Annotated in this window: 22 protein-coding genes; 3 read left to right on the forward strand and 19 right to left on the reverse strand. The window is 47.4% G+C overall.

The annotated features are described in order from the left end of the window. Positions 1 to 153 precede the first annotated feature (153 nt). From AC3WQ3_RS07730 to AC3WQ3_RS07780, 11 genes are all read right to left on the reverse strand, one after another. Positions 154 to 1962: an ABC transporter ATP-binding protein gene (locus AC3WQ3_RS07730; protein WP_336780267.1), complete on the reverse strand. Its 1809-nt coding sequence runs from the start codon at positions 1960 to 1962 to the stop codon at positions 154 to 156. Between the two features lie 55 nt (positions 1963 to 2017). Further along, a complete protein-coding gene (locus AC3WQ3_RS07735) occupies positions 2018 to 3316 on the reverse strand; it encodes an NCS2 family permease (protein ID WP_127538628.1) in 1299 nt (432 codons plus the stop codon). Positions 3317 to 3483: 167 nt separating this feature from the next. Beyond that, complete coding sequence (locus AC3WQ3_RS07740; RefSeq protein ID WP_095289508.1) at positions 3484 to 4242, reverse strand: tRNA threonylcarbamoyladenosine dehydratase; 759 nt, start codon at positions 4240 to 4242, stop codon at positions 3484 to 3486. Positions 4243 to 4260: 18 nt separating this feature from the next. Further along, positions 4261 to 6039, reverse strand: coding sequence for an aspartate--tRNA ligase (gene aspS, locus AC3WQ3_RS07745; RefSeq protein ID WP_095289507.1), 1779 nt, complete (start codon positions 6037 to 6039; stop codon positions 4261 to 4263). A 58-nt stretch (positions 6040 to 6097) separates the two neighbouring features. Next, a complete protein-coding gene (locus AC3WQ3_RS07750; protein ID WP_492471913.1) occupies positions 6098 to 6223 on the reverse strand; it encodes a hypothetical protein in 126 nt (41 codons plus the stop codon). A 34-nt stretch (positions 6224 to 6257) separates the two neighbouring features. Beyond that, positions 6258 to 7511: a histidine--tRNA ligase gene (gene hisS, locus AC3WQ3_RS07755; RefSeq protein WP_492471914.1), complete on the reverse strand. Its 1254-nt coding sequence runs from the start codon at positions 7509 to 7511 to the stop codon at positions 6258 to 6260. Positions 7512 to 8234: 723 nt separating this feature from the next. Further along, the gene (locus AC3WQ3_RS07760; RefSeq protein ID WP_193724626.1) at positions 8235 to 8687 is read right to left on the reverse strand and encodes a hypothetical protein; all 453 of its coding nucleotides are present in this window, start codon (positions 8685 to 8687) and stop codon (positions 8235 to 8237) included. 86 nt (positions 8688 to 8773) lie between these two features. Beyond that, complete coding sequence (locus tag AC3WQ3_RS07765) at positions 8774 to 9280, reverse strand: type 1 glutamine amidotransferase domain-containing protein (protein ID WP_127538624.1); 507 nt, start codon at positions 9278 to 9280, stop codon at positions 8774 to 8776. A 324-nt stretch (positions 9281 to 9604) separates the two neighbouring features. After that, complete coding sequence (locus tag AC3WQ3_RS07770) at positions 9605 to 9772, reverse strand: hypothetical protein (protein ID WP_153979744.1); 168 nt, start codon at positions 9770 to 9772, stop codon at positions 9605 to 9607. Positions 9773 to 9846: 74 nt separating this feature from the next. Then, positions 9847 to 10308, reverse strand: a complete 462-nt coding sequence (dtd, locus tag AC3WQ3_RS07775; protein WP_492471915.1) for a D-aminoacyl-tRNA deacylase — start codon at positions 10306 to 10308, stop codon at positions 9847 to 9849. A gap of 12 nt (positions 10309 to 10320) precedes the next feature. Further along, positions 10321 to 12498 (reverse strand): RelA/SpoT family protein, encoded by a 2178-nt coding sequence (locus AC3WQ3_RS07780; RefSeq protein WP_127538623.1) that lies wholly within the window; start codon positions 12496 to 12498, stop codon positions 10321 to 10323. A 373-nt stretch (positions 12499 to 12871) separates the two neighbouring features. On the opposite strand from AC3WQ3_RS07780, the gene uraA reads away from it, so the two are divergent. Further along, a complete protein-coding gene (uraA, locus tag AC3WQ3_RS07785; RefSeq protein ID WP_154896059.1) occupies positions 12872 to 14188 on the forward strand; it encodes a uracil permease in 1317 nt (438 codons plus the stop codon). Between the two features lie 186 nt (positions 14189 to 14374). Here uraA and AC3WQ3_RS07790 read toward each other — a convergent pair whose 3' ends face one another. The 6 genes from AC3WQ3_RS07790 to AC3WQ3_RS07815 form a co-directional block, all read right to left on the reverse strand. After that, a complete protein-coding gene (locus AC3WQ3_RS07790; RefSeq protein ID WP_095289483.1) occupies positions 14375 to 14887 on the reverse strand; it encodes an adenine phosphoribosyltransferase in 513 nt (170 codons plus the stop codon). A 36-nt stretch (positions 14888 to 14923) separates the two neighbouring features. Further along, positions 14924 to 17332, reverse strand: a complete 2409-nt coding sequence (gene recJ, locus AC3WQ3_RS07795; protein WP_492471916.1) for a single-stranded-DNA-specific exonuclease RecJ — start codon at positions 17330 to 17332, stop codon at positions 14924 to 14926. A 40-nt stretch (positions 17333 to 17372) separates the two neighbouring features. Then, positions 17373 to 18338 (reverse strand): cation diffusion facilitator family transporter, encoded by a 966-nt coding sequence (locus AC3WQ3_RS07800; RefSeq protein WP_095289481.1) that lies wholly within the window; start codon positions 18336 to 18338, stop codon positions 17373 to 17375. 73 nt (positions 18339 to 18411) lie between these two features. Next, positions 18412 to 19320, reverse strand: coding sequence for a protein translocase subunit SecF (secF, locus tag AC3WQ3_RS07805; RefSeq protein WP_492471917.1), 909 nt, complete (start codon positions 19318 to 19320; stop codon positions 18412 to 18414). Next, complete coding sequence (gene secD / locus AC3WQ3_RS07810) at positions 19310 to 20560, reverse strand: protein translocase subunit SecD (RefSeq protein WP_154896057.1); 1251 nt, start codon at positions 20558 to 20560, stop codon at positions 19310 to 19312. The genes secF and secD overlap by 11 nt, the downstream gene beginning before the upstream one ends. A 91-nt stretch (positions 20561 to 20651) precedes the next feature. Next, positions 20652 to 20891, reverse strand: coding sequence for a post-transcriptional regulator (locus AC3WQ3_RS07815; protein WP_095289489.1), 240 nt, complete (start codon positions 20889 to 20891; stop codon positions 20652 to 20654). Positions 20892 to 21118: 227 nt separating this feature from the next. Between AC3WQ3_RS07815 and spoVB the strand changes: the two genes are divergently transcribed. After that, positions 21119 to 22729, forward strand: a complete 1611-nt coding sequence (gene spoVB / locus AC3WQ3_RS07820; RefSeq protein WP_492471918.1) for a stage V sporulation protein B — start codon at positions 21119 to 21121, stop codon at positions 22727 to 22729. A gap of 11 nt (positions 22730 to 22740) precedes the next feature. Here the strand turns inward: spoVB and AC3WQ3_RS07825 are convergent, their stop codons facing one another. Further along, on the reverse strand, positions 22741 to 23481 hold the full coding sequence (locus tag AC3WQ3_RS07825; protein ID WP_336780261.1) for a YetF domain-containing protein: 741 nt from the start codon (positions 23479 to 23481) through the stop codon (positions 22741 to 22743). A 183-nt stretch (positions 23482 to 23664) separates the two neighbouring features. Here AC3WQ3_RS07825 and AC3WQ3_RS07830 point away from each other — a divergent pair, with 183 nt between their 5' ends. After that, positions 23665 to 24057 (forward strand): TIGR04086 family membrane protein, encoded by a 393-nt coding sequence (locus AC3WQ3_RS07830; protein ID WP_095359806.1) that lies wholly within the window; start codon positions 23665 to 23667, stop codon positions 24055 to 24057. 90 nt (positions 24058 to 24147) lie between these two features. Here the strand turns inward: AC3WQ3_RS07830 and yajC are convergent, their stop codons facing one another. Then, positions 24148 to 24462: a preprotein translocase subunit YajC gene (gene yajC, locus AC3WQ3_RS07835; RefSeq protein WP_095289475.1), complete on the reverse strand. Its 315-nt coding sequence runs from the start codon at positions 24460 to 24462 to the stop codon at positions 24148 to 24150. Positions 24463 to 24519: the final 57 nt, after the last annotated feature.

Consider the following 24519-nt stretch of genomic DNA (forward strand, 5'->3'; position numbering starts at 1 on the left):
TATGTTTTTTTGCATAGCCAATCTGACGACACAAAAGGATACCCACTATATCATATTGAATGGCAAAAAGCTACAGCTAACAGGACGAAAAGACAAATGAACCGCTGTTCCTGTCCCTTTAAGACATGGAGCAACGGTTCACATCGTTATCAATTAATACTCCTCGGGCTCTGGCTTCCCATCTTGTGCAACAAATTGTTTCTGAGCCAGTTCACGATATACCGGGTGAGTGCTGATTAGCTCTGCATGTGTACCCGTCCCGGTGACATGGCCCTGCTCCAGTACAACAATCTGATCCGAATCCACGACGGTGGACAAACGATGCGCAATTACAACGGTTGTCCGCCCCTCCATCAAATTCGAAAGGGCTTGCTGCACCTCATGTTCCGAAGTACTGTCCAGACTGGACGTTGCCTCATCAAGCATGAGGATATCCGGACTGCGTAGCAGTGCCCTAGCTATGGCAATGCGCTGACGCTGACCGCCCGAAAGCTTGATTCCGCGTTCCCCCACCTCGGTCTCGTAACCCTGGGGCAAATTATCAATAAATACGGACGAGTATGCCATGTCTGCGGCGTGCCGAATCTCGTCCATACTTGCTTCTCGTCCAAGCCCATAGGTAATGTTGTCCTTGATGGTACCTGCCATTAGCGGACTCTCCTGTGAAACATAACCGATCTTGCTGCGCCAGGAGGCGAGCGAATAATCCCTTATGTCTTGTCCTCCGTAGGTTATGTTGCCTGAACCTGGAAGGTAAAACTGCTCAAGCAGTGAGAATAAGGTTGATTTGCCGCTGCCGCTGGGACCGACGATCGCCGTCACTTTACGCGCTGGAACGGTTAAATGGATTCCGTGCAGCACTTCTTCTCCTGTGACATAGGCGAAATGCAGGTTGTTGAATGCAATGGTCTCGTTGCCTTTTGGAGCTAATTTCACACTGTGCCTTGGTTCTTCTTCATGTGCAAGAATAGCCTGAATGCGTTCAGTTGCCCCGACCACTTTTTGCAAACGCGAATACAGTGTCGTGAACTGCCCCATCGGCATAATCACCTGGAACAGAAGCAGGATAAAGGCCACCAGTTCCCCGGGTGATAACATTCCAGATGCTACCCGCATACCGCCAACCCCCAGAATAACAACTAAAACAGCGGTCATGACAAAGGTAAAGAGCGGTCCGATCAGCGCCAGGATTCTTGCCTCCTGCAAGCCAAATGCAAACATTTTGCCAATGCGGGAATGTCCCGCTTCCGCCTCCTGTTTTTCGGTGCCATACGCTTTAACCAATCGGATCTCACTAATGACCTGGCTCAGCACGGAAGTGAGGCCAGCCATCTCATCCTGCTGCTTTTTGGAGATTTTGTACATTTTACGTCCAACCGGCAGCAGAATCAGCAGCGTTAACGGTACCAAGCTCAAGATAATGAGCGACATGACCCAATCCAGATAAAATAGCAGAGCTACCCCGCCCACCACCGCAACGATATTGGATACAAAGGAGACCAGATAATCGGCAATCAGTGTCATGATCTGGCTTGTATCATTGGTGATGCGGCTCATTGTATCCCCTGTACGATTACGATCAAAATAGGGCATTGGCAGGGATAACACTTTGTTCCACAGCTTCGTTCGCAGTGTTGCAACCACGCGTTGTCCTGCATAATTCAACATATAGATGCTGATGCCCGAAGCAATCGCCTGAATGACAAAAGCGCCAAGCAGGAGAAAAATGACGGATTTATTGAGTGCAGACATCGTTAGTCCATCAATGAGGCCCTTGGTCATCAGTGGAACAATTAACCCGGCCGTAGTCTGAATGAGGGTTAGAATCAATGCGACGATCAAAATGAGTTTGGGAGGTTCTGTGGAAGCAATCAGCTTCACGAAATCTTTGAATCCTTTTTTTCCCAGCTTCGGTTCAACCCGGTCCGTCTGTTCCTTCTCTTCCATTCCCCGTTCCTCCATTCTCCACCTGTTCACTAGACATTACACGAATAATTTGTCCTTACGTCCCAACTGATTACAATACGCCATGCAGTACAAAGTTGGCCAGAAACAGAATGGCAATGCCGTACATGACCACAGGCACCTGTTTCCCCTGACCTGCGGCCAGCTTCGCCAGTGGATAGGCAATGAAACCAAACGCCATGCCGTCCACAATGCTATACGTAAAGGGAATCATGACCATAATCAGAAATGCCGGGAAGGCCTCTGTAAAGTCACCAAAATCCATATCCTTCACACCTTGCACCATCAAACCGCCAATGATGATCAAAATGGGGGCTATTGCACTGTCCGGAATATACCCGAGCAGCGGAATGAAGAAAAAAGTCGCCCCGAACAGCACGGCTGTAACGAGTGGTGTCAAGCCCGTGCGTCCGCCTGCTGCAATCCCGGCCGTAGTCTCTGCCGCAGCTACAGGAGGGCTGCTCCCGAATATACCTGCCAATACCGTACTGATCGACAGTGCGCGCAGGCTGCCTTTGAAACGCTGCGGGCGATCAATCATTTGCGTCTGAGCCGTAATCAATCCGATATTTTCGAATACAACAATCAGCAGCAGCAAAAAGACAGCAATCCAGAACGCAACATCAGCCAGCTTCATCAGGGACAATTCGCCAAACAACCCGCCGTATTGACGCAGCGCCTCCATCGCGGACACGGGTTCACCCGGATTCACTGCACCTAGCACATAGGCAAGTCCAGTCCCGATCAGAATACTGATGAGAAGTCCGCCCTGAATATTACGTATGAATAGAATCACAGCAAGCACCAATGTTACGCAGGCCGTAATGACATTAGGATCATTGAAATGCCCAATTGCTACGAACGTGGTCTGGTGAGCAATAACTATTCCGCTTTTCTGCAAACCAATAAAGGTCAAAAATAGGCCAATTCCCACCGTAATCCCATGCTGCAGGTTTTTCGGTATGGCTTCGCTGATCAATTTATATAGGGATGTAAATGCAACGATTGCAAAAAGTATACCTGTAACGGCCACCACGGCCAGTGCTTCCTGCCAGCTCAGCTTCATGGAATGTACGAGTGTGTACGTAAAAAATGCATTAATCCCCATTCCGGGTACAACCACAATAGGTGACTTACCGCCGAATGCCATCAGCAAGCAACCCGCAATAGACGTCAGCAGTGTGCCTACCATCGCTGCCTGTAAAGGCATGCCGGCATCTGCCAAAATTGTAGCATTGACCATCACGATATAAACGACAGCAAAATAGGAGATGGCTCCCGCCACAATCTCCTTTTTCCACTGGTCCCCCGGCTCCACACCGAGACGTCTGGTCATCCAACCTTGTTTCATCCGTTCTGTTCCCCTCTCTCTATGTACACTGCCATTTCTATATATATTTATCATCATTTCGCGCAGCACCACATATCATACACGGTTTTGGGATTGAAGTACATCACGCGATGACTATAAAAAAAGCGCAGGCGCCTTGTAGGCACCTACGCTTTTCGCTCAACAGGTTACTGTTGTTTTTTCGCTGCATTTTCAATCAATTCCTTGACTGCCACACTGACCATGATCAGTCCGGCTACCGGAGGAACAAACGCGTTACTCGCTGGTGGCTGTTTCGCCTTGCGAATTTCCGGTGCGTTCTCAGGAACGATCTTTTGAGTAACATCTTCACGCGGCTTTAATGGCTCCTCCGTAGAGAAGACCACTTTGACCCCTTTTTTGATGCCTTCTTTGCGCAGTTTTGTGCGAACTACACGGGCAATCGGGTCCATGGACGTTTTGGAAATATCCGCAACCTGGAATTTCGTAGGATCCATTTTGTTCGCTGCACCCATGCTGGAAATCACGGGAATCTTACGTTTGAGGCATTCCTTGATGAGATGGATTTTGTAGATGATCGTGTCGGATGCATCCAGGACATAATCCAGTTCATATTTAAACAATTCCTCATACGTTTCTTCCGTGTAAAACATGTTCAAGGCGATGGCATCAATCTCAGGGTTAATGAGCTTTACCCGGTCCACCATCAGATCCGCTTTTTTCTGACCAACGGTCGTGGTCAACGCGTGAATCTGGCGGTTAACGTTGGTGATGTCCACCACATCCTTATCAATCAGGATGATGCGTCCAACCCCGCTGCGAGCAAGGGCTTCAACGGCTATACCGCCCACGCCCCCAATACCAAGCACGGCAACTGTACTATTTTTCAAAGCATCCAGACCTTCAGGTCCGATTGCCAGCTCTGTTCTTGAAAATTGATGGAGCATTGAGAATCGATGCCTCCTTTATTTCTTTTCCGCCACCGGTTTACGGGCTACACGGATATGAAGTTGTTCCAACTGGGCTCCGTCCACTTCAGAAGGTGCGTTCATGAGCAGATCGGTTGCACTTGCCGTTTTCGGGAAGGCAATGGTTTCACGCAGGTTTGTACGGCCTGCCAGCAGCATAACGAGACGGTCAAGACCAAAGGCGATACCGCCATGTGGTGGAGTTCCGTATTCGAATGCTTCAAGCAGATAACCGAATTTTTCATTGGATACTTCTGGAGAAAGCCCAAGGGCAGCAAACATTTTCTCCTGTACGTCACGTTTGTAGATACGCATTGAACCGCCACCTACTTCATAACCATTCAGAACAAGGTCATAAGCTTGAGCACGAATCGCACCCGGGTCTGTATCGAACAGAGCCACATCTTCGTCTTTTGGACGAGTGAACGGATGATGTTCTGCCACGTAACGTTTTGCATCTTCATCATATCCAAGGAGTGGGAAGTCCACAACCCAAGCAAATTTGAATTTGCTGTCATCAATCAGACCAAGTTGACGGCCAATTTTCAAACGCAATGCACCCAGAACGTCTGCAACCACTTTTTTGTTGTCGGCAGAGAAGAGCAGCAAGTCGCCTTCTTCAGCGCCAGTGCGTTCTTTCACCGCTTCAATCTCTTCCGGTGTAAAGAATTTCACGATTGGGCCTTTGAATTCGCCGTCTTTCACTTGAATCCACGCCAGACCTTTGGCACCATAACGTGCTGCGAATGGTCCGAGATCGTCGATCTCTTTGCGGCTCCACGTGCCACAGCCTTTGGCATTCAGTACTTTCACTTCTCCACCTTTTTCGATGACAGAAGCAAAGACTTTCACACCACTGTTCGCTACGATATCGTTCATTTCCACCAGTTCCATGCCAAAGCGCAGATCCGGCTTGTCTGAACCGTATTTACCCATCGCATCTGCATACGTAATCCGCTGGAATGGCAGCTCAAGCTCGATGCCTTTCGTTTCACGCAGCAATTTGGCCATCAGCTCTTCCATCATCGGCAGCAGGTCATCCTGTTCCAGGAAGGAAGTCTCGATGTCGACTTGTGTGAACTCAGGTTGACGGTCTGCACGCAGATCCTCATCCCGGAAGCAGCGGGCGATTTGATAATAACGCTCAAGTCCGCCGACCATCAGCAATTGTTTGTAGATTTGCGGAGATTGCGGCAAAGCGAAGAATTCACCTTCATGCACACGGCTTGGTACGAGGTAGTCACGCGCACCTTCCGGGGAGCTCTTCGTAAGAATCGGTGTTTCCACTTCAACGAACTCTTCTCCATCCAGGTAGTCACGGAATACTTTGGACGCTTTGGAACGTAATTTCAGTGTTTCGTACATTTCCGGACGACGCAGATCCAGATAACGATATTTCAAGCGAAGGGACTCATCGACTTCCACACCATCTTCAATGAAGAATGGCGGCGTTTTTGCCGCGTTCAGCACTTCGATTTCCGTAATCTGAACTTCAATTTCACCTGTAGGCAGGTTTTTGTTCACGGTCTCTTCATCCCGTTTAACCACTTTACCCGATACGGCGATAACATACTCACTACGTACCCGATCAGCAATTTGCAGAGCTTCGCCGGAGTAAGCCGGGTTAAATACCACTTGTACAATACCGCTGCGGTCACGCAAATCGATAAACAGTACGCCCCCCAGGTCACGGCGGGTCTGTACCCAGCCGTTCAATGTTACGGTTTCGCCGATGTGTGCGGTCGTTAATGCGCCGCAATGATGACTTCTTTTCATAACCAAACTCCTCATTATGTGAATTTCCGTTCTGTGCAAGTAGGCCAAGACCATTACTTTAACAGCGCGGTTGCGTGAAGACGATGTATTGAAAGGCGTTGTACTTACGGGAGCTGTAACCTTCTTGGACAAAATCCACATTGAATGGCTTCCAGGCCCCGTAAGGCTGCCGAATCATTTTCATAACTAAACTTACTTTAACGCAGGCTTGTACGAGCTTATCTGGCTCCCTGAATCGTTGTGATCAGCTCTTCCAGTTTCACGGTTTGCTGTTCACCTGTATCCATCGATTTGAGTGCAATCTCTCCACGTTCCAGCTCATCATCACCAAGAATCGCCGTATAACGGGCTTTGTAACGATCTGCTGATTTCATTTGAGCCTTCATCTTGCGCCCCAGATAATCACGTTCACCCGAAAGACCGGACTGACGAAGTTTGAACAACAGACGGTTTACTTCCCGATCTGCAGCTTCTCCAAGAGCAACAAAGTACACATCAAGTGGAGTGAGGGCACTTACATTAATGTTTTGGTGTTCCAGTATCAGTTGGATACGTTCCAGACCAATACCAAAACCGATGCCCGGTTGATCTGGTCCGCCGATGTCTCCAACGAGGCCGTTATATCTGCCGCCGCCACCTACGGTATCAATGGCACCAATCCCCTGGGCCTTCAATTCAAATGCTGTCATGGTGTAATAATCCAGTCCGCGCACAAGACGCGTATTCACTGCATAGTCCACGCCGAAATCATCCAGGAAACCTTGAACTTTGGCAAAGTGGTTTGTTGCTTCCTCGTCCAGGCTATCCAGAATGGAAGGTGCACCGACAAATTTGTCCTGATCTACCTTACAATCAAGGACGCGAAGCGGATTGCGTTCCATGCGATTTTGGCAATCCTTGCACAAGGTGTCCTTCATCGGTCTCAGGAAGCCCAGCAGCTCTTCACGATAGGCAGCACGGCTTGCCGCATTACCCACCGAGTTCACTTCAACTTTGACATCCTTCAACCCCAGCTCAACACAGAACTGATAACCAAGTGCGATAACCTCTGCATCAATTGCCGGATCTATTGCTCCGAATGCCTCTACCCCGAACTGGTGGAACTGACGCTGGCGTCCAGCTTGCGGACGCTCATAGCGGAACATGGGACCTACATAATAAAGCTTCGTTACATCTGGCTCCCCATAGAGCTTATTTTCTACAAAAGCACGTACAACACCAGCAGTTCCTTCCGGACGAAGTGTCATGCTGCGATCGCCCTTATCCTTGAACGTGTACATTTCTTTTTCAACGATGTCAGTTGTTTCGCCTACCCCTCGCTCAAACAGTGAAGTCTGTTCAAAAATGGGTGTACGGATCTCCCGGTAATTAAAACGGCGACACAGATCCTTAATTTTCTCTTCGACAAACTGCCACTTCTCTACTACGCCCGGCAGCAAATCCTGTGTTCCCGTTGGTTTCTGAAAAGCCATCTTCATCCCTCCAGCCTCTATTTTCTCTATATAACAAAAAATCCCTCGCCCTGTCGCTGCATACAGCAAACAAAGGGACGAGAGATTGTGTATATACATTCACCCGTGGTACCACCCACATTCCGGAACTCCTGACACTTTCGCCGTTCAGGGGATCATCTGATCGTAAAGGACTGCCTTGCAAAAATCCGATCAGACCATCGTTCCGCTCTACGTGTAACGCACGTCCTGCGCAGGCCGGCTAATGGCTATCAGAATCAGCTCTGATGTGTTCGCCGTCTGTTCTCGGGGAAGTCATTCGTCCGCTCATCAAGAGAATCCTTACAGCCAAGGGATTCCTCTCTGTTCATGTGGGCACGGAGTACTTGGTCCCGTCATCAAATCAGTAATATAATTCAAGAAAACGACTGATATTGACTATAGTCAACATATTATTTTCTGATTGTAATGAACCGCAGTACTAAAGTCAAGGGCTAACATCAAAAGACAGCAAAAAAAAGCCTGCACACGGTGTGCAGGCTCAAAGGATATATAAAAAAAGGGGGTCATGCTTGTTATTATAAACGCCCTATGTTAAAGCCTTATGTAACTAATATTACAGTAATATTACAAAAATGATAGCGCTTTATATTTATAAAAGTAAACTTATACAGAAGAGCCCTTGTGATCGCGCTGACACGAAATGATGTCAGGCGTCACAGGGGCTCTTCCATAATCTATACGTTAATTCAATTCCTCCACATAGGCATTGTTGGACCGAAGCTTATGAATAATTTCATCATAATCCTCGTCTTGGACTTTGGCAGACAAAACATAATGCAGATCATCATAATCGTCCGAGGAGACGTCTGCTGCTCTGAGCAGGTCACCGTCCGCATTCACATTGTCGTGTACATCCCGGTCCCGGTCAGCATTACGATCCACATTACTAACCACTGGAACTACATTCTCACTTGCTGGAACTCCAGGTGCTGTACCGACACCCATGGCTCCATTTGTACCTGCGCCACCCGCCGTATTATAAGGCACCAGCGGCAGCAAGATGCGTTTGTCCCTGCCAATCGCACTGTCCAGCTGTCCTACCTCCAAATGCTCGGTCCGAAACGTCTGCAGTGAAGTTCTAGCACCCTCCGCCTCATCTTCGGTTCGAAAATATGCCTGAATATGCTTTGCCATGTCAAACCCTCCTTTGTCGGATTGAATTACATCATGTATTGTGAGATTAACTTGATAAACAAGTTAAATCGTTTACCCGTGACCGATTATATGACTTTCAACAGTTCACGAACAAATGCAGGCTCATCGGCTGGTGTTCTCGATGTAATGTAATTGCCGTCCACTACAGCCTCATGATCCTTAAATTCAGCACCTGCATTGACCATATCATCCTTAAGTGGAGGATAGGACGTAATGGTTCGCCCTTTGAGCAGGTCAGCGCTAGCCAGAATTTGCGGGCCATGGCAGATTGCTGCGATTGGCTTCTTCGCACTGTTAATCTCCGTTACAAACTTCAGGATGTTAGCATCCGTGCGCAGATTTTCAGGAGAAGATCCCCCTGGAATGACTACAGCGTCATAATCTGAAGCCGACACTTCTGCAATCGCCTTGTCTGAAGTATAGGAAGCCTTACCACCTTTACCTTTAAGCGTTTCTCCTGCCTTCAAACCGATGATTTCCACTTCGTGTCCGGCTTTTTTCACCTCATCATATGGAACCTGCATTTCCGAATCTTCAAAATCGTTCGCCAATAAAAAAGCAACTTTACTCATAACGTACGTTCTCCTTTCCGTGTTCGAAAAATCTTTTCGTATTCGGGTTTTGCAGAATTTAGTAATCTACAAATTCAGTAAATCCATGTACAAACCCTGAACCTCGGCACGATCCAGTGCCTCGTGTTGTTATTACCCTAACTGCAGCTGTTTATAACAGCTTAAGCAATCGATCATTGAGTTTCTTTCCAATACGGAAACAAAAACATCACATAAAAAAGCCCTGATTCAAGTATCGAATCAAGGCTTTCGGCTCTGCTGCTATACGACTAAGCTTTCAACATATAAAATGACTGCTTGCTCACAGCTTTATTTTTATCATAACTAGGCACGCGGCAGGTGACTCTGTTCTCCCTTGTCCGAATCCTGGGTCGACCAGATCGTAGCCACGCATTCAGAAGCTGCGCGAGCCAACTTTAGCGACTCATACAGATTCCCGGGAATAAGCAGTGGTTCCATACGTGAACGTGTTATCTTGGCAGATTGACGCATAGTGAGAGATACTCCTTTGATCAGCTTATGCTAGCACTAGAACTATCCCTCATTATGGCCTGATCCCGGGTGAATTATGCACGTGCTTCCTGACGGAGCGGGCTCTCCAGCATTAAAGTCACGGGCCCCCAGTTGGTGAAGGACACATCCATCATGGCTCCGAATCTCCCTGTTTCCACCTGAATGCCTTTATCCCTCAATAGTTGATTAAAGGTCCCGTATAACACCTCGGCCGCTTCTGGCCGGGCTGCAGCCGCAAAACTCGGGCGTTTCCCTTTGCGACAGTCACCATATAGTGTAAATTGCGAGACCGAAAGGACTGCGCCACCCATATCCATCAGGCTAAGATTCATCTTTTCCTGATCATCCTCGAAAATGCGAAGTCCTGCCACCTTGTCTGCAAGATACACCGCATCTTTCTCCGTGTCTTCATGAGTAATACCTACGAGCAGCATGACCCCGGATTCAATCCGTCCCGTTATTTCGTCACCAACTGTAACCTGAGCCTCTTTGCAACGTTGTACAAGCACTCTCATCTGACAGGCTCCTTACTGCATAATCCGATGCACGGAATAGACATCTTTTACCCGTTTGATCCGTTCGACGACAGAATGCAGATGCTCTGTATTGCGGATCAGGATTGTAACGTGCACCAATGCTAATTTATTTTTGTCTGTCCGTCCGGTGACGGCAGATATATTGGTTTTACTTTCGGAAACGGCCTGAAGCACTTCATTGAGCAGTCCATTGCGATCATGTCCGGTAATCTCAATATCGACACTGTAGTTGGCCTCGATATTTTCTTCCCATTCCACCTCAATGACGCGTGCTGCTTCCTCTCCATCCCCGCTTGAAGGAATGTTCGGACAGTCGCTGCGGTGCACGGATACCCCACGTCCGCGCGTAACGTAACCGATAATGTCATCACCCGGGACAGGATTACAACAGCGTGCAAAGCGAACGAGCAAGTTATCGATGCCTTTGACACGTATGCCGTTGGTAGGACGATTCTTGCGCTCAGGTGCAGGCTTCAGCTCCCGCATTTCGGAATTCAATTCGAGCAAGCTCGACTCTTCCTGTTCCTTGCGCAATTTCTCGGTCGCTTTGGTTACGATCTGCGCAGCGGTAATTCCACCGAATCCAACCGCTGCAAGCATGTCATCAATATCGTTAAATGCATATTTTTTGCATGCTTCCATCAATTTGTCATCCGTCATCCACGCAGAAGGATCAAGCCCCATACGTTTCAGCTCGCGCTCACAGCTTTCGCGGCCTTTTTCAACGTTTTCTTCACGGCGTTCCTTCTTGAACCACTGCTTGATCTTGGCTCTCGCATGAGATGATTTCGCAATTTTGAGCCAATCCTGACTTGGACCATATGAATGTTTGGACGTCAAAATCTCAATGATATCTCCAGTCTTCAGATGGTAATCAAGTGGAACGATACGACCGTTAACTTTGGCTCCAATTGTACGGTTACCCACTTCGGTATGAATTCTGTACGCAAAATCCAGCGGCACGGAACCTGTAGGCAGCTCAATGACTTCACCTTTTGGCGTAAATACAAATACCAAATCAGAGAAGAAATCCATCTTAAGGGATTCGACAAATTCAGATGCATCCTGTGCTTCATTTTGAAGCTCAAGAATTTCCCGGAAGAACGTAATTTTATCTTCAAAATTATTTCCGGTTGCTGCACCTTCCTTATAGGCCCAGTGGGCCGCAATCCCGAATTCGGCAGTACGGTGCATATCCCATGTCCGAATCTGAACTTCAGTCGGCTCCCCATTCGGGCCAACCACCGTTGTATGGAGCGATTGGTACATGTTAGCCTTAGGCATGGCAATATAATCCTTGAAACGCCCAGGCATCGGTTTCCATAATGTGTGTATAATGCCGAGGGTAGCATAACAATCTTTGATATTATCCACAATAATACGAATCGCAAGCAGATCGTAGATTTCGTTAAACTGCTTGTTCTTCGTTGTCATTTTTTTGAACACACTGTAAATATGTTTCGGACGACCAGACAGATCTGCCTGAATTCCCATCTCATCAAGCTTGGTCGTGATTCCATCCATCACCGTATCGATGTACTGCTCACGTTCTGCACGCTTCTTGTGCATCAGATTTGCAATACGGTAGTATTGCTGCGGATTCAAATAACGGAGAGCAATGTCCTCCATTTCCCATTTGATCGCAGATATACCCAAACGGTTGGCAATGGGACAGAAAATCTCCAGTGTCTCATAAGAAATCCTGCGCTGGCTTTCTTCCGATTGAAATTTGAGTGTCCGCATATTGTGCAGGCGGTCAGCCAATTTGATAACGATGACACGGATGTCCTGCGCCATGGCGATGAACATTTTACGATAGTTTTCGTTCTGCTGCTCTTCCTTGGAGCGGAACTGAATACGTTCCAGCTTCGTCAAGCCGTCAACAAGCATGGCACACGTATTGCCGAAATGAGTGCGGATTTCCTCAAGCGATACCGTAGTGTCTTCTACAACATCATGAAGAAGCGCTGCTATTATGGAGATGGTGTCCATCTGCATGTTCACAACAATGTCGGCAACCGCAAGCGGATGCAGAATATACGGTTCTCCCGATTTTCGCGTCTGTCCATGGTGGGCCTGATCAGCAAATTCGTAGGCTTCACGTATGCGCACCAGATCGGGTTCTTTGATATAAGCTCCGGCCTTCTCGAGTAATTGCTCTATGCCCATTCTGATCTGTTCCGTGTCCTTTCTATACAAAATGGAACCCGTGACAAATGCATCAACACAGGTTCCCCGTAAAAGTAATTTCCTATAATTATGACGCTTCGCCCGTTTCCCGTCAACTGCTGACGAATAAGAGCATATATCCAATTTTTTTAAAAGAATTTATGACTGGCCCATCCATGTCTCCATAATCCGCTTAACCGGATTGAACCGTGCCATTATCTTAAATATTATGGCCATTTATATACGAAATAGAATCAATATTTGCTAAAAAACGTACATTCGAAGCCGAATCGCAAAAAATGTTATTGCTTAATTAAGAGAAACTCTGTAATCTATTGAAGATTTGTGTTTCGGAAAAGGAGATGAATGTTCATTGCAACGCGAAATTCAGGTTAATCAGAAGATGCCACTAGGATCTGGCTCCCTGCTCAGTCTGCAGCATTTGTTTGCCATGTTTGGCAGCACCGTGCTTGTACCCAACCTGTTCGGGGTTGATCCAAGCATGATCCTGTTGATGAACGGTATCGGAACATTGCTTTACATATTAATGTGCAAAGGCAAAATACCAGCATACCTGGGTTCCAGCTTTGCTTTTATCGCGCCCGTTACAGTTGTTATAGAATCGCATCCGGGTAACGGCTACTCCATGGCCCTCGGAGCATTTATTATAACAGGCATTGTATTCTGTCTTGTCGCTCTTATTATCAAATATGCCGGGACAGGCTGGATTAATGTTGTGTTCCCTCCGGCAGTCATGGGAGCCATCGTAGCCCTGATCGGTCTGGAACTTGTGCCTGTTGCAGCAGGCATGGCTGGGCTGATCAACTCTGACCCTGTGAACAACCCCAACTGGGTTCCTCAGGCCAAGCCCATTATTTTATCCATGGTAACTCTCGGTATCACTGTAATCGGAGCCGTAACCTTCCGCGGATTCCCTAAAATCATTCACATTCTGATCGGAATTGTATCCGGATATGTACTTGGGTACTTTATGGATGCAGTTGAAACGGAAAAGATTGCAAGTGCTGATTTGATTTCCATGCCAACGGTCACCACACCAACGTTTGACTGGTCCGTTATCTTCACTATTTTGCCCGTAGCTCTCGTAGTTATTGTAGAGCACATCGGACATTTGCTCGTAACGAGCAGCATTGTGGGCAAGGATCTCTCCAAAGACCCTGGTCTCCATCGTTCCCTGCTCGGAAACGGAGTTTCCACTATCCTGTCCGGTTTTGTTGGATCCACGCCGAATACAACGTATGGTGAAAATATCGGTGTTATGGCACTTACAAGAGTTTATTCCACTTACGTTATTGGTGGCGCAGCCATCATAGCGATCGTGCTCTCGTTTTCAGGAACATTCTCGGCGCTTGTTGCCAACATTCCGGTTCCGGTCATGGGTGGTGTATCCCTGCTTCTGTTCGGTGTCATTGCCGCATCCGGTCTGCGTATCCTGGTCGAGCAAAAAGTAGACTTTGCCAAACCAACGAACCTCTTGCTGACAACGCTTGTACTTGTGATCGGACTCAGCGGAACTCAGGTATCCATTTATGGAGTACAATTGAAAGGCATGGCACTGGCTACAATTGTAGGTATCCTGCTGAGCCTGTTGTTCAAATTGTTTGAAGTACTCGGATGGTCTAATGACCAGTCGGAAAAACAGCCGCTGACAGAGAAAACCCCAGACTAATGTCCTTGGTCGGATCATAATCATCCGCGTTCGGGTTACCTACAAACATAGATACCAAAAAGCCTGCTCTCTCAATTCATAGGAAATGAGAAAGCAGGCTTTTTAATAATCATTAATGCTGTATATTATTTCCCGGGAAACGGGAGATGCACTTTAAAGTGATAAGACAGCACGCTTGCAGGGATCTTAGTAGTTCATCAGCGTAAATACATCGATCTCCGGCAATTTGGCACGTCCATTCAGGTCAGACAGCTCAATCAGGAATGCCGCACCTACAACTTTTCCTCCCAATTGTTCAATCAGGTTAACGGAAGTTGCAATCGTTCCACCCGTTGCTAGCAAATCGTCAGCAATCAGGACGTTTTGTCCTTTTTCAATTGCATCGGTATGCATCGCAAGTGTATCCTTGCCATATTCGAGATCATAACCTACTTCAATCGTCTCTCCAGGCAGTTTTCCACTTTTGCGAATCGGAGCAAAGCCGACACCAAGAGCGTATGCCAGAGGGGCGCCCACAACGAAACCACGTGCTTCAGGTCCAGCAATGACATCAATTTTGAGATCAGAAACCATTACTTTCAGCTCATTGATTGCCTTGCGGTACATTTCTCCATCCTTCAACAATGTCGTAATGTCCTTGAAGCTGATTCCCGGTTGTGGAAAGTCAGGAATGACACGAATATACTCTTTAAAATCCAAAATAATCTCCTCCTAAAATAAATACACAACTTCCATCTAAGATACGCCCTTCATCCGGGATATCATCCATTGTGTCAGCTGCGGTGTAGATGCATCCAGCAGTACCTGTTCTGTCTCGGCCATATTTTCCAGCGCCTGATAATGACGGGACGAGGCCAGATCGCGTTTGGGCGGGTTATCCACAAACGATATTTTGCCATCCTTGCGGGTGATGAACGATAACTCTTCAAACACATCCAGCATCATGGTAATCATACGCGGCGAACATCCACACTGACGACTGAGCACAGGAGTAATCTCTTGTTCCTCTACCGGTTCAGCTCTCCATTTCGACACCAGCATATAAATACGCTTGAAGAGGTCTCTGGAAGGCATCTGAAGGCGATCTCGGCGGTTGCCTGATCCGTGCAGAAGGATGATATTCTCGGCTCCGCTGAACATGGCCAGCATGGCATCAAGTTGTTCCGGGGTTTCCGGCGTATCAAACACAAATAACGTCCGGACCTGTTCCTGTCCATAATGCTGCGCAGCAGCATTATACGGAAACAACCCGACCTTTCTATCATATACCCAAAGGCACGGTTCATACAATGAATTTCCCTCAGAAACATGGATATCCTTCCGGACAATCGCACCTATTGAGCCAGATGTATACCTTAGATGTACTTCAAGTGAATCAAGGAACTGCTTCATCGTGTTAAGTGGATCGGCATTCCCACGCAAATCGAAGACTTGAGCATGTGGAACATGAATGTCCTGAAGCATCAATTGCGGTTTGCGCATCCCGTTCCATTCATTGATGGACAATTCGCCCATTACATCAATAAGAGTACCCACAGGTAAAAATTCGGCTAAAGCTCCCTTGCCAAAGGCAACCGTTTCGAGCTGCTGCCCGTCTTGTTCGAGAACCAGTTTCAGATGTCGTTTCTCCCGGCCCATCGTTCGTGTTTCTTTTACCATGACATTCCTCAAAACAAAACGAGGCGAAGGATTGCTCATGCCGAAAGGTTGAAGTCTGTCAATTTCCTGAATGACTTTCAGCGGCACGTCACTAATTCTACACTCGTCATCTGCCAGTCGCTCAGGCATAAAATCCGCTTCCGTCAGAACGGCGGCTGCAAACTCATTCAACCCCGATTCCAGCTCTTCCAGCTGATCCCGATGAAGAGTCATGCCTGCAGCTGCCGGATGTCCACCGTAGTGGTCCATTGTATGTTTACAAGCGGTAAGTGCCTCATAGATATCCAGGCCATCAATGGAGCGGGCAGAGCCTTTGCATACACCCGTCTGAGGGTCTATTCCCAAGATGAGTGTCGGACGATAATAGCGTTCCAGTATTTTGGAAGCCACGATGCCCACAACCCCCACATTCCAGCCTTCTCCCGCAAGAACGATCACATCGGGAACTTTGCCGGACCGCAGCTGAATTTTTTGTTCCAACTGCACGCTGGCTTCCTGGACAATGCCCTCGACGACCTGCTGGCGTTCCCGATTCAACAGATCGAGTTGGCCTGCAAGCATATGAGCCTCATCCAGATTCTCGGTTGTAAGAAGCGAAACAGCTCTGCCTGCATGATCCAAACGACCACTGGCATTAATACGGGGAGCCATCGCAAAGGCAATGTTCACCGATGTTACCTGGCTTTGATCCACGCCGCTAATCTCAAGCAGCGCACTTATGCCTGGCAGACGTGATCCCCGCATGGACTCAACGCCATAACTGACAATAACCCGATTCTCTCCTTCAAGCGGCATGAGATCGGCGACGGTGCCAATGGCAGCAATCTCCATCCATTCGCCGGGCACCTCACCGATCAGGGCTTGGGCCAGTTTCAAGGCTACTCCCGCGCCGGCCAAGCCTTTGAAAGGATAGGGACAATCGGGAAGTTTGGGATTAATCAAAGCAAACGCTTCTGGAAGAGTCTCAGGCGGTTCATGATGGTCTGTTACGATGACTTCCATTCCAAGTGTTGCCGCATATGCAATTTGATCTACAGCACTAATTCCTGTATCAACCGTAATAATTAGACTAACCCCTTGCTGATGGGCCCAGTCCAGCGCATGATTGTGCAATCCATAGCCTTCATTGGACCGATGAGGGATGTAGATATCATAGGATGCCCCAAGATGCCGCATTAAATGGATCATCAGCGAAGTACTGGACACACCATCTGCATCGTAATCTCCATAAATTAAAATATGTTCACCACGCTCGAGCGCAAGCCGGATGCGGGGTACAGCTTCCTTCATGCCCCGAAGCAGATAAGGATCATGCATCTGCCCCAGATCGGGATGAAGAAACCGCTCTGCCTCAGTTTCATTATGGACTCCCCGGCTAACCAGCAAACGGCCAACAAGTGGTGAAACGGAAAGCGCCTGCGAGAGTCCCGCAGCCGCCTCCAAATCGATATTCGGTGTGTTCCACCGGTATTGCGAATAAAGCAATGATAACGCTCCTTTCCTGATCTACGGGACCCGCGCTTCATTACTGAATTAATGTCGCTTCATGATCGGGCAGTTCATGATTGGATTTGTAAGGATATCCCGGATCATAAGGGATAGCCTGGATTTGTACTTCTTTTACATGACTAAACCGGGTTAATAGCAAGGTCTTGGCACGATTGGCAATTTCCTGTGCTTCCAGCACCGAAATTCTCGGATTCACACTAATGACCAGTTCAACGGTTACAGCATGTTCCTGTTCCCGGGCAGTCAGATGTTCAATCGTAATAACACCATAAACCCGTTGTACCGTTTCCTTGAAATCCATGGCCTCTTCCTGTTCCAGTTCCTGAACGAGCGAGCCATAGACGGTATCTACAATCATACGGTAACCCTTATGAAGGACGAAGCAGGAAGCAATAAGTGCAGCCGCTGGGTCCATATACAGCAGAACATGAATCCCCATCGTTTCACCAGCCATTGAACCTGCAATGCCTACGAGTACGGTGAGAGAACAATAGAGCGCACGGCGATGTTCCTGAGCATAGGACAGTGCCTGCGACTGATTGCGCCTGCGGTAATATCGATATTGAAATTGGAAAATAGCTTCTTTCACAGCAAGTGCAGCAAAAGCTGCGATAAGTGCATGATCGTATTTTGCCGATTCGCCAGGCTCATCCCCGGTCAATCCGGTCAGAGCAGAGATTGCAATCTGGAGGCCTCCCATAAGGATCAAGACGGACAGCAGCACCGTAATCCCGGGCCTCGCCATGCGCGAATGCTCTCTGGCCTTCTCCCTGCGAGCTTTATTCCTATCCTGTACAGACTTCGAGGGGAAGAGACCTGCCAGTGAGGAAGCAGCTTCCGAGGCAGAATACAGACCATCGGCAAGCAGCGATTTGCTGTTCGCCATATAACCGACGCCAGCCTTAATCACTGCAAGTGTCATATTCCCGGCAATACCACTCCACGTTGCCGCTTGAGCAGCTGGAATACGTTCTCTGGTCATGAAAATTCCCCCTTAATCCTGTACGTAAAGTTGCAAAACCGCGCCTGACAGACGCGGCTTGCAAATAAGATGTTTAGTTGGATGCTTTGGCTGCCGTTTTCGGCTTGTCCACTTGTTTTCCTTTGAGAGCCAGCCACAGTGGTGCTGCGATGAAGATGGATGAATATGCACCGAACAGTGTCCCGATTACCATCGCAAGCGAGAACATGCGAATGGACTCTCCACCGAAGATAAACAAACAGATGGATGCCGCAAACACTGTAAATGTTGTGTTCAATGAGCGTGTCATCGTTTGAGCCAAACTGCGGTTTACCACTTCACGCAAGTCGGCTTTTGTTGTTTTCTTGGCGAAACGCAGGTTCTCCCGAATACGGTCAAAAATAACAATGGTATCGTTAATGGAGAAACCGACAATCGTCAATACAGCGGTAATAAAGGTCAGATCCACTTCCAAACGGAAGATGGAGAACACACTAATGACTACAAATGCATCATGGAAGAGCGCAATAACGGCTGCCAGTCCAAAACGCCACTCGAAACGGATCGCAACATAGATCATGATCCCGACACTTGCGATAAGGACCGCATAGATAGCGTTACGTTCGAGTTCCTTGGCCATTTCCGGGTCAACGGTATTGACTTCATAAGAAGCCTCCGGGTCCAGCTTGGTGAACTCCTCTTTGAACTTGCTCTCTTGTGTCTCATCCAATACGTTAGAGAAACGAACGTTAACTCGGTCGGCACCTGGCGTAATATTTACATCGCCTTCATTGACACCAATGTCTTCGATAATCGGAGTAATTTGTTCTGAAGTAATTGCCTTGGAAACGGTAATGTCCACATTCGAACCTGAGCGGAAATCAACCGCATAATTTAATCCAAGGGAGAACAAACTGATAATTCCTGCCAAAGTCAAAATAATGGAGAACGTATAGGCAATTTTACTGCCTTTAATATAATCATAGTTCCAATTAAAGCGCACGAATTTCACTCTCCTTCACTCCGAAGTACTTAGGCTTCTTCAACACGTTAGCCCGCACAAGCAGGGTCAACAGGAAGCGGGAGAAGAAAATATTCGTGATAATGCTGGTGACGATGTCAAAAATCAGCACGAGCGCGAAACCTTTGACTGCGCCTGTACCCAGGAAAAACATAACGGCCGCAGCAATGATGGTTGTGATATTGGAGTCGATAATGGTACGGAAGGAATGCTTGCTTCCCGCCTTAACTGACGACAGAATCGATTTACCACTCCGCATTTCTTCCTTAATCCGCTCGTACGTAATGATGTTGGCGTCAACCGCCATCCCTATACCCAGGATAAATGCTGCAATACCCGGAAGGGTAAGCACAAATTCTCCCATATAGAAGATCGCAAGTACCAGCCACGTATGTGTAATCAAGGCAAAGCTTGCGATGATTCCCGGTATGCGGTACAGACCAATCATGAACACTAAAATAATAACGGAACCGATCAAGCCCGCTTTAATCGTTTGGTCGAGAGACAATTTACCCAGCGTTGCTCCAACGCTTTGCGAGTACTTCTCTGTAAGTTTCAGAGGAAGTGCACCCAGGTTAATGGTATCACGCAGCTGGTTTGCTTCCTCACGCGTGTAACTGCCTGTGATTTGCGCCGAACCGTCCGTCAATTGCTGCTGTACGGTTGGGGCAGAGAGAAGCTGATCATCCAGATAGATGGCAAGAGGTTGTCCGATGAGACGTTTGGTAATTTCCGAGAACTTCGCTTTATCTTTGACCTGGATATCGATCATTGGTTCATTCAGCTGATTGAAAGTCACTTTTGCGCCGTTCTCAACAAATTCGTTTCCTCGAAGCTCAATCTTCGTATACTCGCCTTCCTTGTCATTCTCTCCTTTACTACGGAAAGTCAGGACGGCAGGTTCTTTCATTTTGGCTCTAACTTCTTCCTCGTCTGTAACACCAGCCAATTTCAAACGAATCCGGTTGGTTCCTTCTGTGGTTACTTCCGGCTCGCTTGTTCCGAGCGCATTGGCACGGCTCTCCAGACTTCTTGCAGTTTGTACCAAAGAGGCTTTGGTAACTTGCTGCCCTTGTTCCAGCGGCTCTGCTTCATATAAGATCTCGTAGCCTCCCTTTAAATCGAGGCCCAAGCGAATATTTTTGAGCAGGCCCGGACTTGTGCCCAACATGACTCCTGTGGTCACAAGCACGACCAGAATGAAACTGACAATTCTCTTCATGCCGTTCCTAGATCCCCCTTCATTCTCAATATTCCTATTATAGCGATGCCGTAAAAAGCAGTCAATTTCCAACACAAAAAGATCCCTTTCGTTAGAAAGAGGACCCCCGGTATGCAGAAACGGTCATAAAGTTCATAAAGCTTGTTGCTTTCAGTGACAAAATGTCGTTCACCAATTGGTGAAGCGGTGGAATGCCCTGTTTTTCATATTTATGACTAACGCAATTCCAGACATCTTTGCTGGTCACATATTCGTACCCGACAAGCCTTAATTCCTCCGCCTTGCTGCGACATAACATTTCAATGGATTCTTCCAGCTCCATATCGTTCATTTCTTCCAAGCGGGGAGCGCCTCCCTTCTTACGCACAAGCCTTTATGCGGCATCAATATTACATAATTCGACTTCATACATTCAGATTCCTGCTTGCCCGATCTGGATCTTTTTGTTAATGGAGTCCAAGTTGTCATGAGAAGACAGTGGACTGGCATAGGATGAAGAACAACGGCTTTGTCCCGTTTACGAGACCTGTTACTTTCAACCGGGAAAGAGGGGTAGTTTTGAAGAAACAGACATTTATCCAGGGAGCCATGATCCTGCTTGCTGCAGGCATTATTAATCGTATTCTCGGTTTTATCCCCCGTATTGCGCTGCCTCGCGTAATCGGAGCAGAAGGGGTTGGTTTGTATCAGCTGAGCTATCCTTTCTTTATCGTACTTGTGACATTGATTACCGGAGGCATACCGCTCGCCGTAGCCAAACTCGTTGCCGAAGCAGATACAGGGGCCAACCGCTATTCTCCCCAGCGCATATTACAGATTAGTCTAAGCTTCACCTTGACCTTGGGCGTTGTTTTCATGTTTCTGTGCATTGTCTTTGCCCCGTGGGTTACACGTTATGTTCTAACGGATGAGAGGGTGTATCATACGTTTGTAAGCATGAGTCCGATGATTGCGATTATAGCCGTATCCGCGGTGTATCGCGGGTATTTTCAGGGCAAGCAGAATATGATTCCTACTGCCGCTTCCTCCATTACGGAAACCATTGTACGCATTATTTGCGTGATCTGGTTCTCCTGGCTGCTTCTCCCACAAGGTATTGCCCAGGCTGCAGCAGGGGCCATGCTCGGAGCACTCGTCGGTGAATTTGTAGGCATGCTTGTACTGCTATGGAATTATAACAGACATAAAAAGGATCCTGAACGCTCCAATCATCTGATCCCACCAAATGCAAATGTGCCTTCATCCGCACTACCCGTTGATTCAAATGCATCACAAACAGGATTGATCAGACGCCTCCTGGCCATCTCTGTACCTGTAACAGCAGGCAGACTTGTAGGCTCACTTTCCTACCTTGCTGAAACCATAGTCACCGCTCAGAGTCTGGCTCTTGCAGGCATATCCCGTGGACTGGCCACCGCTCAATATGGTGCGTTACAAGGCATGATCATTCCGCTGCTGCTTCTGCCGGGTGCACTCACTTCATCACTTGCCACATCACTTGTTCCCTCCCTGTCTGAAGCATCCGCACAGGGGGATCGGGCGCTCATCCATAAACGAATGCACCAGGCACTGCGGCTTGCCCTCGTCACAGGTGCCCCTTTTTCTGTTTTTATGTATGTGCTTGCCGAACCGATGTGTTTAGTACTGTATAATGATGCATCGATTGGAAGCATGCTTAAACTTATGGCTCCTTTTGCTCTGTTTATCTACATCCAGGCACCTCTTCAAGCTGCTCTGCAGGCACTCGATCGTCCAGGAAAAGCTCTTCTCAATACATTTATCGGTGCGGTCATTAAAATCACTTTGATTTTGCTGCTTGCATCAAAACCTGAATACGGCATTTTTGGTGCAGTAATTGCGATCTGTGTCAACTCAACTGTGGTTACTCTTTTACATGCCAGAAGTGTGCGCAATTTGCTTCAGTTCCGGTTCAAATGGATGGATTGGGTCAAAACAGCAACCGGCATGGTTATCATGGGAGCAGCAACCCTTTTGGTTTATGAACATACGGCCATTTTGTTGCCCTTCTGGCTGAGAATGATCCTTGCCCCTTTTGCTGGTCTCATTGTTTATTTTATTGTGATGGGCATGACCCGCATGATTGACTTTCACGATCTCTCCCGGATGCCGATTATTGGTTCCTGGTTCCAAAGACGTTCTCGGAAATAAGAAGACTATCGCTATTTTTTATCATCCTTCAAGCTTACGAATACTTTGCCATTATGGTCGATGGAGCATATAAATACATCCTTGAAATCGAGCACGCCCTTCTGTTGAATCTGATTCTTCAGCCAAAAACGTGTTTTCTGGATCAGCTCCAAATTTTGGTCTTGGACTTTACCATCCATAATTAACGGCAGGGGGAGACCCTCATATTTAATATTTTGAAAGCCATCGATCTTTTCCTGCCTAGGCTTTTTCATATTATTTTGCGATGAACTGTATCCTTGGCCTGAAGAAGAGTTATTCATGGGGATAACGGTTAATTTCCCGGTCGTTTCCAAAATGGCAAATTCGACTTCACCAATACTATCGATATTCTGTTCACGCAACTGCAGCAGAAGGTCATCCAAATTATACCGCTGTTTGCGCATTTCATCGCGATGCAGTGTACCTTTGGAGATGAGTACCGTCGGTTTGCCATCAATCATGAGTCGTAAACGACGGCTCTTGAGACTTAGAAAAGCCATGCCAATCTGAACAACAAGTACAGTCACCATGGGCACAATGCCGTGAGACAACGGCTTATCCGTATCCTCAATGACAAATGCTGCTATCTCGGCAAGCATAATGGACACAACCAGATCAAACATGGACAGCTTGCCTATTTCCCTTTTACCCATAACTCGAATGGCTCCATAGACGATAAAATACATGAGAATCGTTCGAAAAATATGTGCTCCTATATCCGAAAAACTCATAACATGCTCCCTCCTTCACATCTGGTTTACAAACAGATACCTGAAGCGTAATCCCTATTTTGACCGGAACCAGATATGCTCATGCGAGTCTTGATTGTTCATTTAATGGAAAATTCAGTTCATAACTACAGAGGCTTGACCATACAATGTAATAATTTCAAACTTGTACAAGGGGGTTGCTTCATGCAGCTGATTCGCCGAGTGATTTCGTTTCGAATGTCCAACCCGATTTTGTCGGGCCTCTGCCATGCTTTTGTATGGATGTTACTGGGAGCGTTAATCCTCTCCCTCTTTCTCTGGATGAGCAGCATGCGGGAGCAAGAACTTTCGCTTTACACGTATGTCGTTCATGGCTTGTCTTTGCTGGTTGGAGGATTTGTAGCGGGAAAACGGTCTGGCGAAAAAGGCTGGTACCATGGAGGGCTAACCGGTATCATTTATGGATTGATCGTATTGCTTATTGGTTTCCTCGCTTTGGATGCTTCATTCAATTGGAAAGACAGTCTGCAGCTTGCAAGCGCATTTCTGATTTCGGCACTCGGAGGAATTTTCGGGGTGAATACACACAGATCGTAGAAAGTTTGAATCTTACGACCTTACAGAGAAAAAGAAAAAGAGAACCGGACCTCCTAAGAGATCCGGTTCTCTGCAACAAACTAGAATAATCTATTCAACAGCGGTTTCACGACTCACTGCACTGCTGATCGCATTACGGTCGAATGTAAGCTTAGTTACATCGTTTACACGAAGTACAACCACATCATCCGTAATTTCAGCGATTGTACCGTGAAGGCCACCGATCGTTACAATTTTATCGCCCTTTTTCAACTGGTTCAGCATCGCATTACGCTGCTTTTGCTTTTTGTTCTGTGGACGAATCATCAAGAAGTAGAAAATCGCAACCATGAGTACCAAAGGTACAATCAAAGATACAATTCCACCGCCCGCATTGGCCGCTTGTAAAGGCATTACCTGAAACATTCAAAACTCCCCCTTATCGACTATACTTACAGTTACTGCTTGTTTCTCCGGTTCTGC

This window comes from Paenibacillus sp. FW104-T2, from assembly GCF_058789975.1.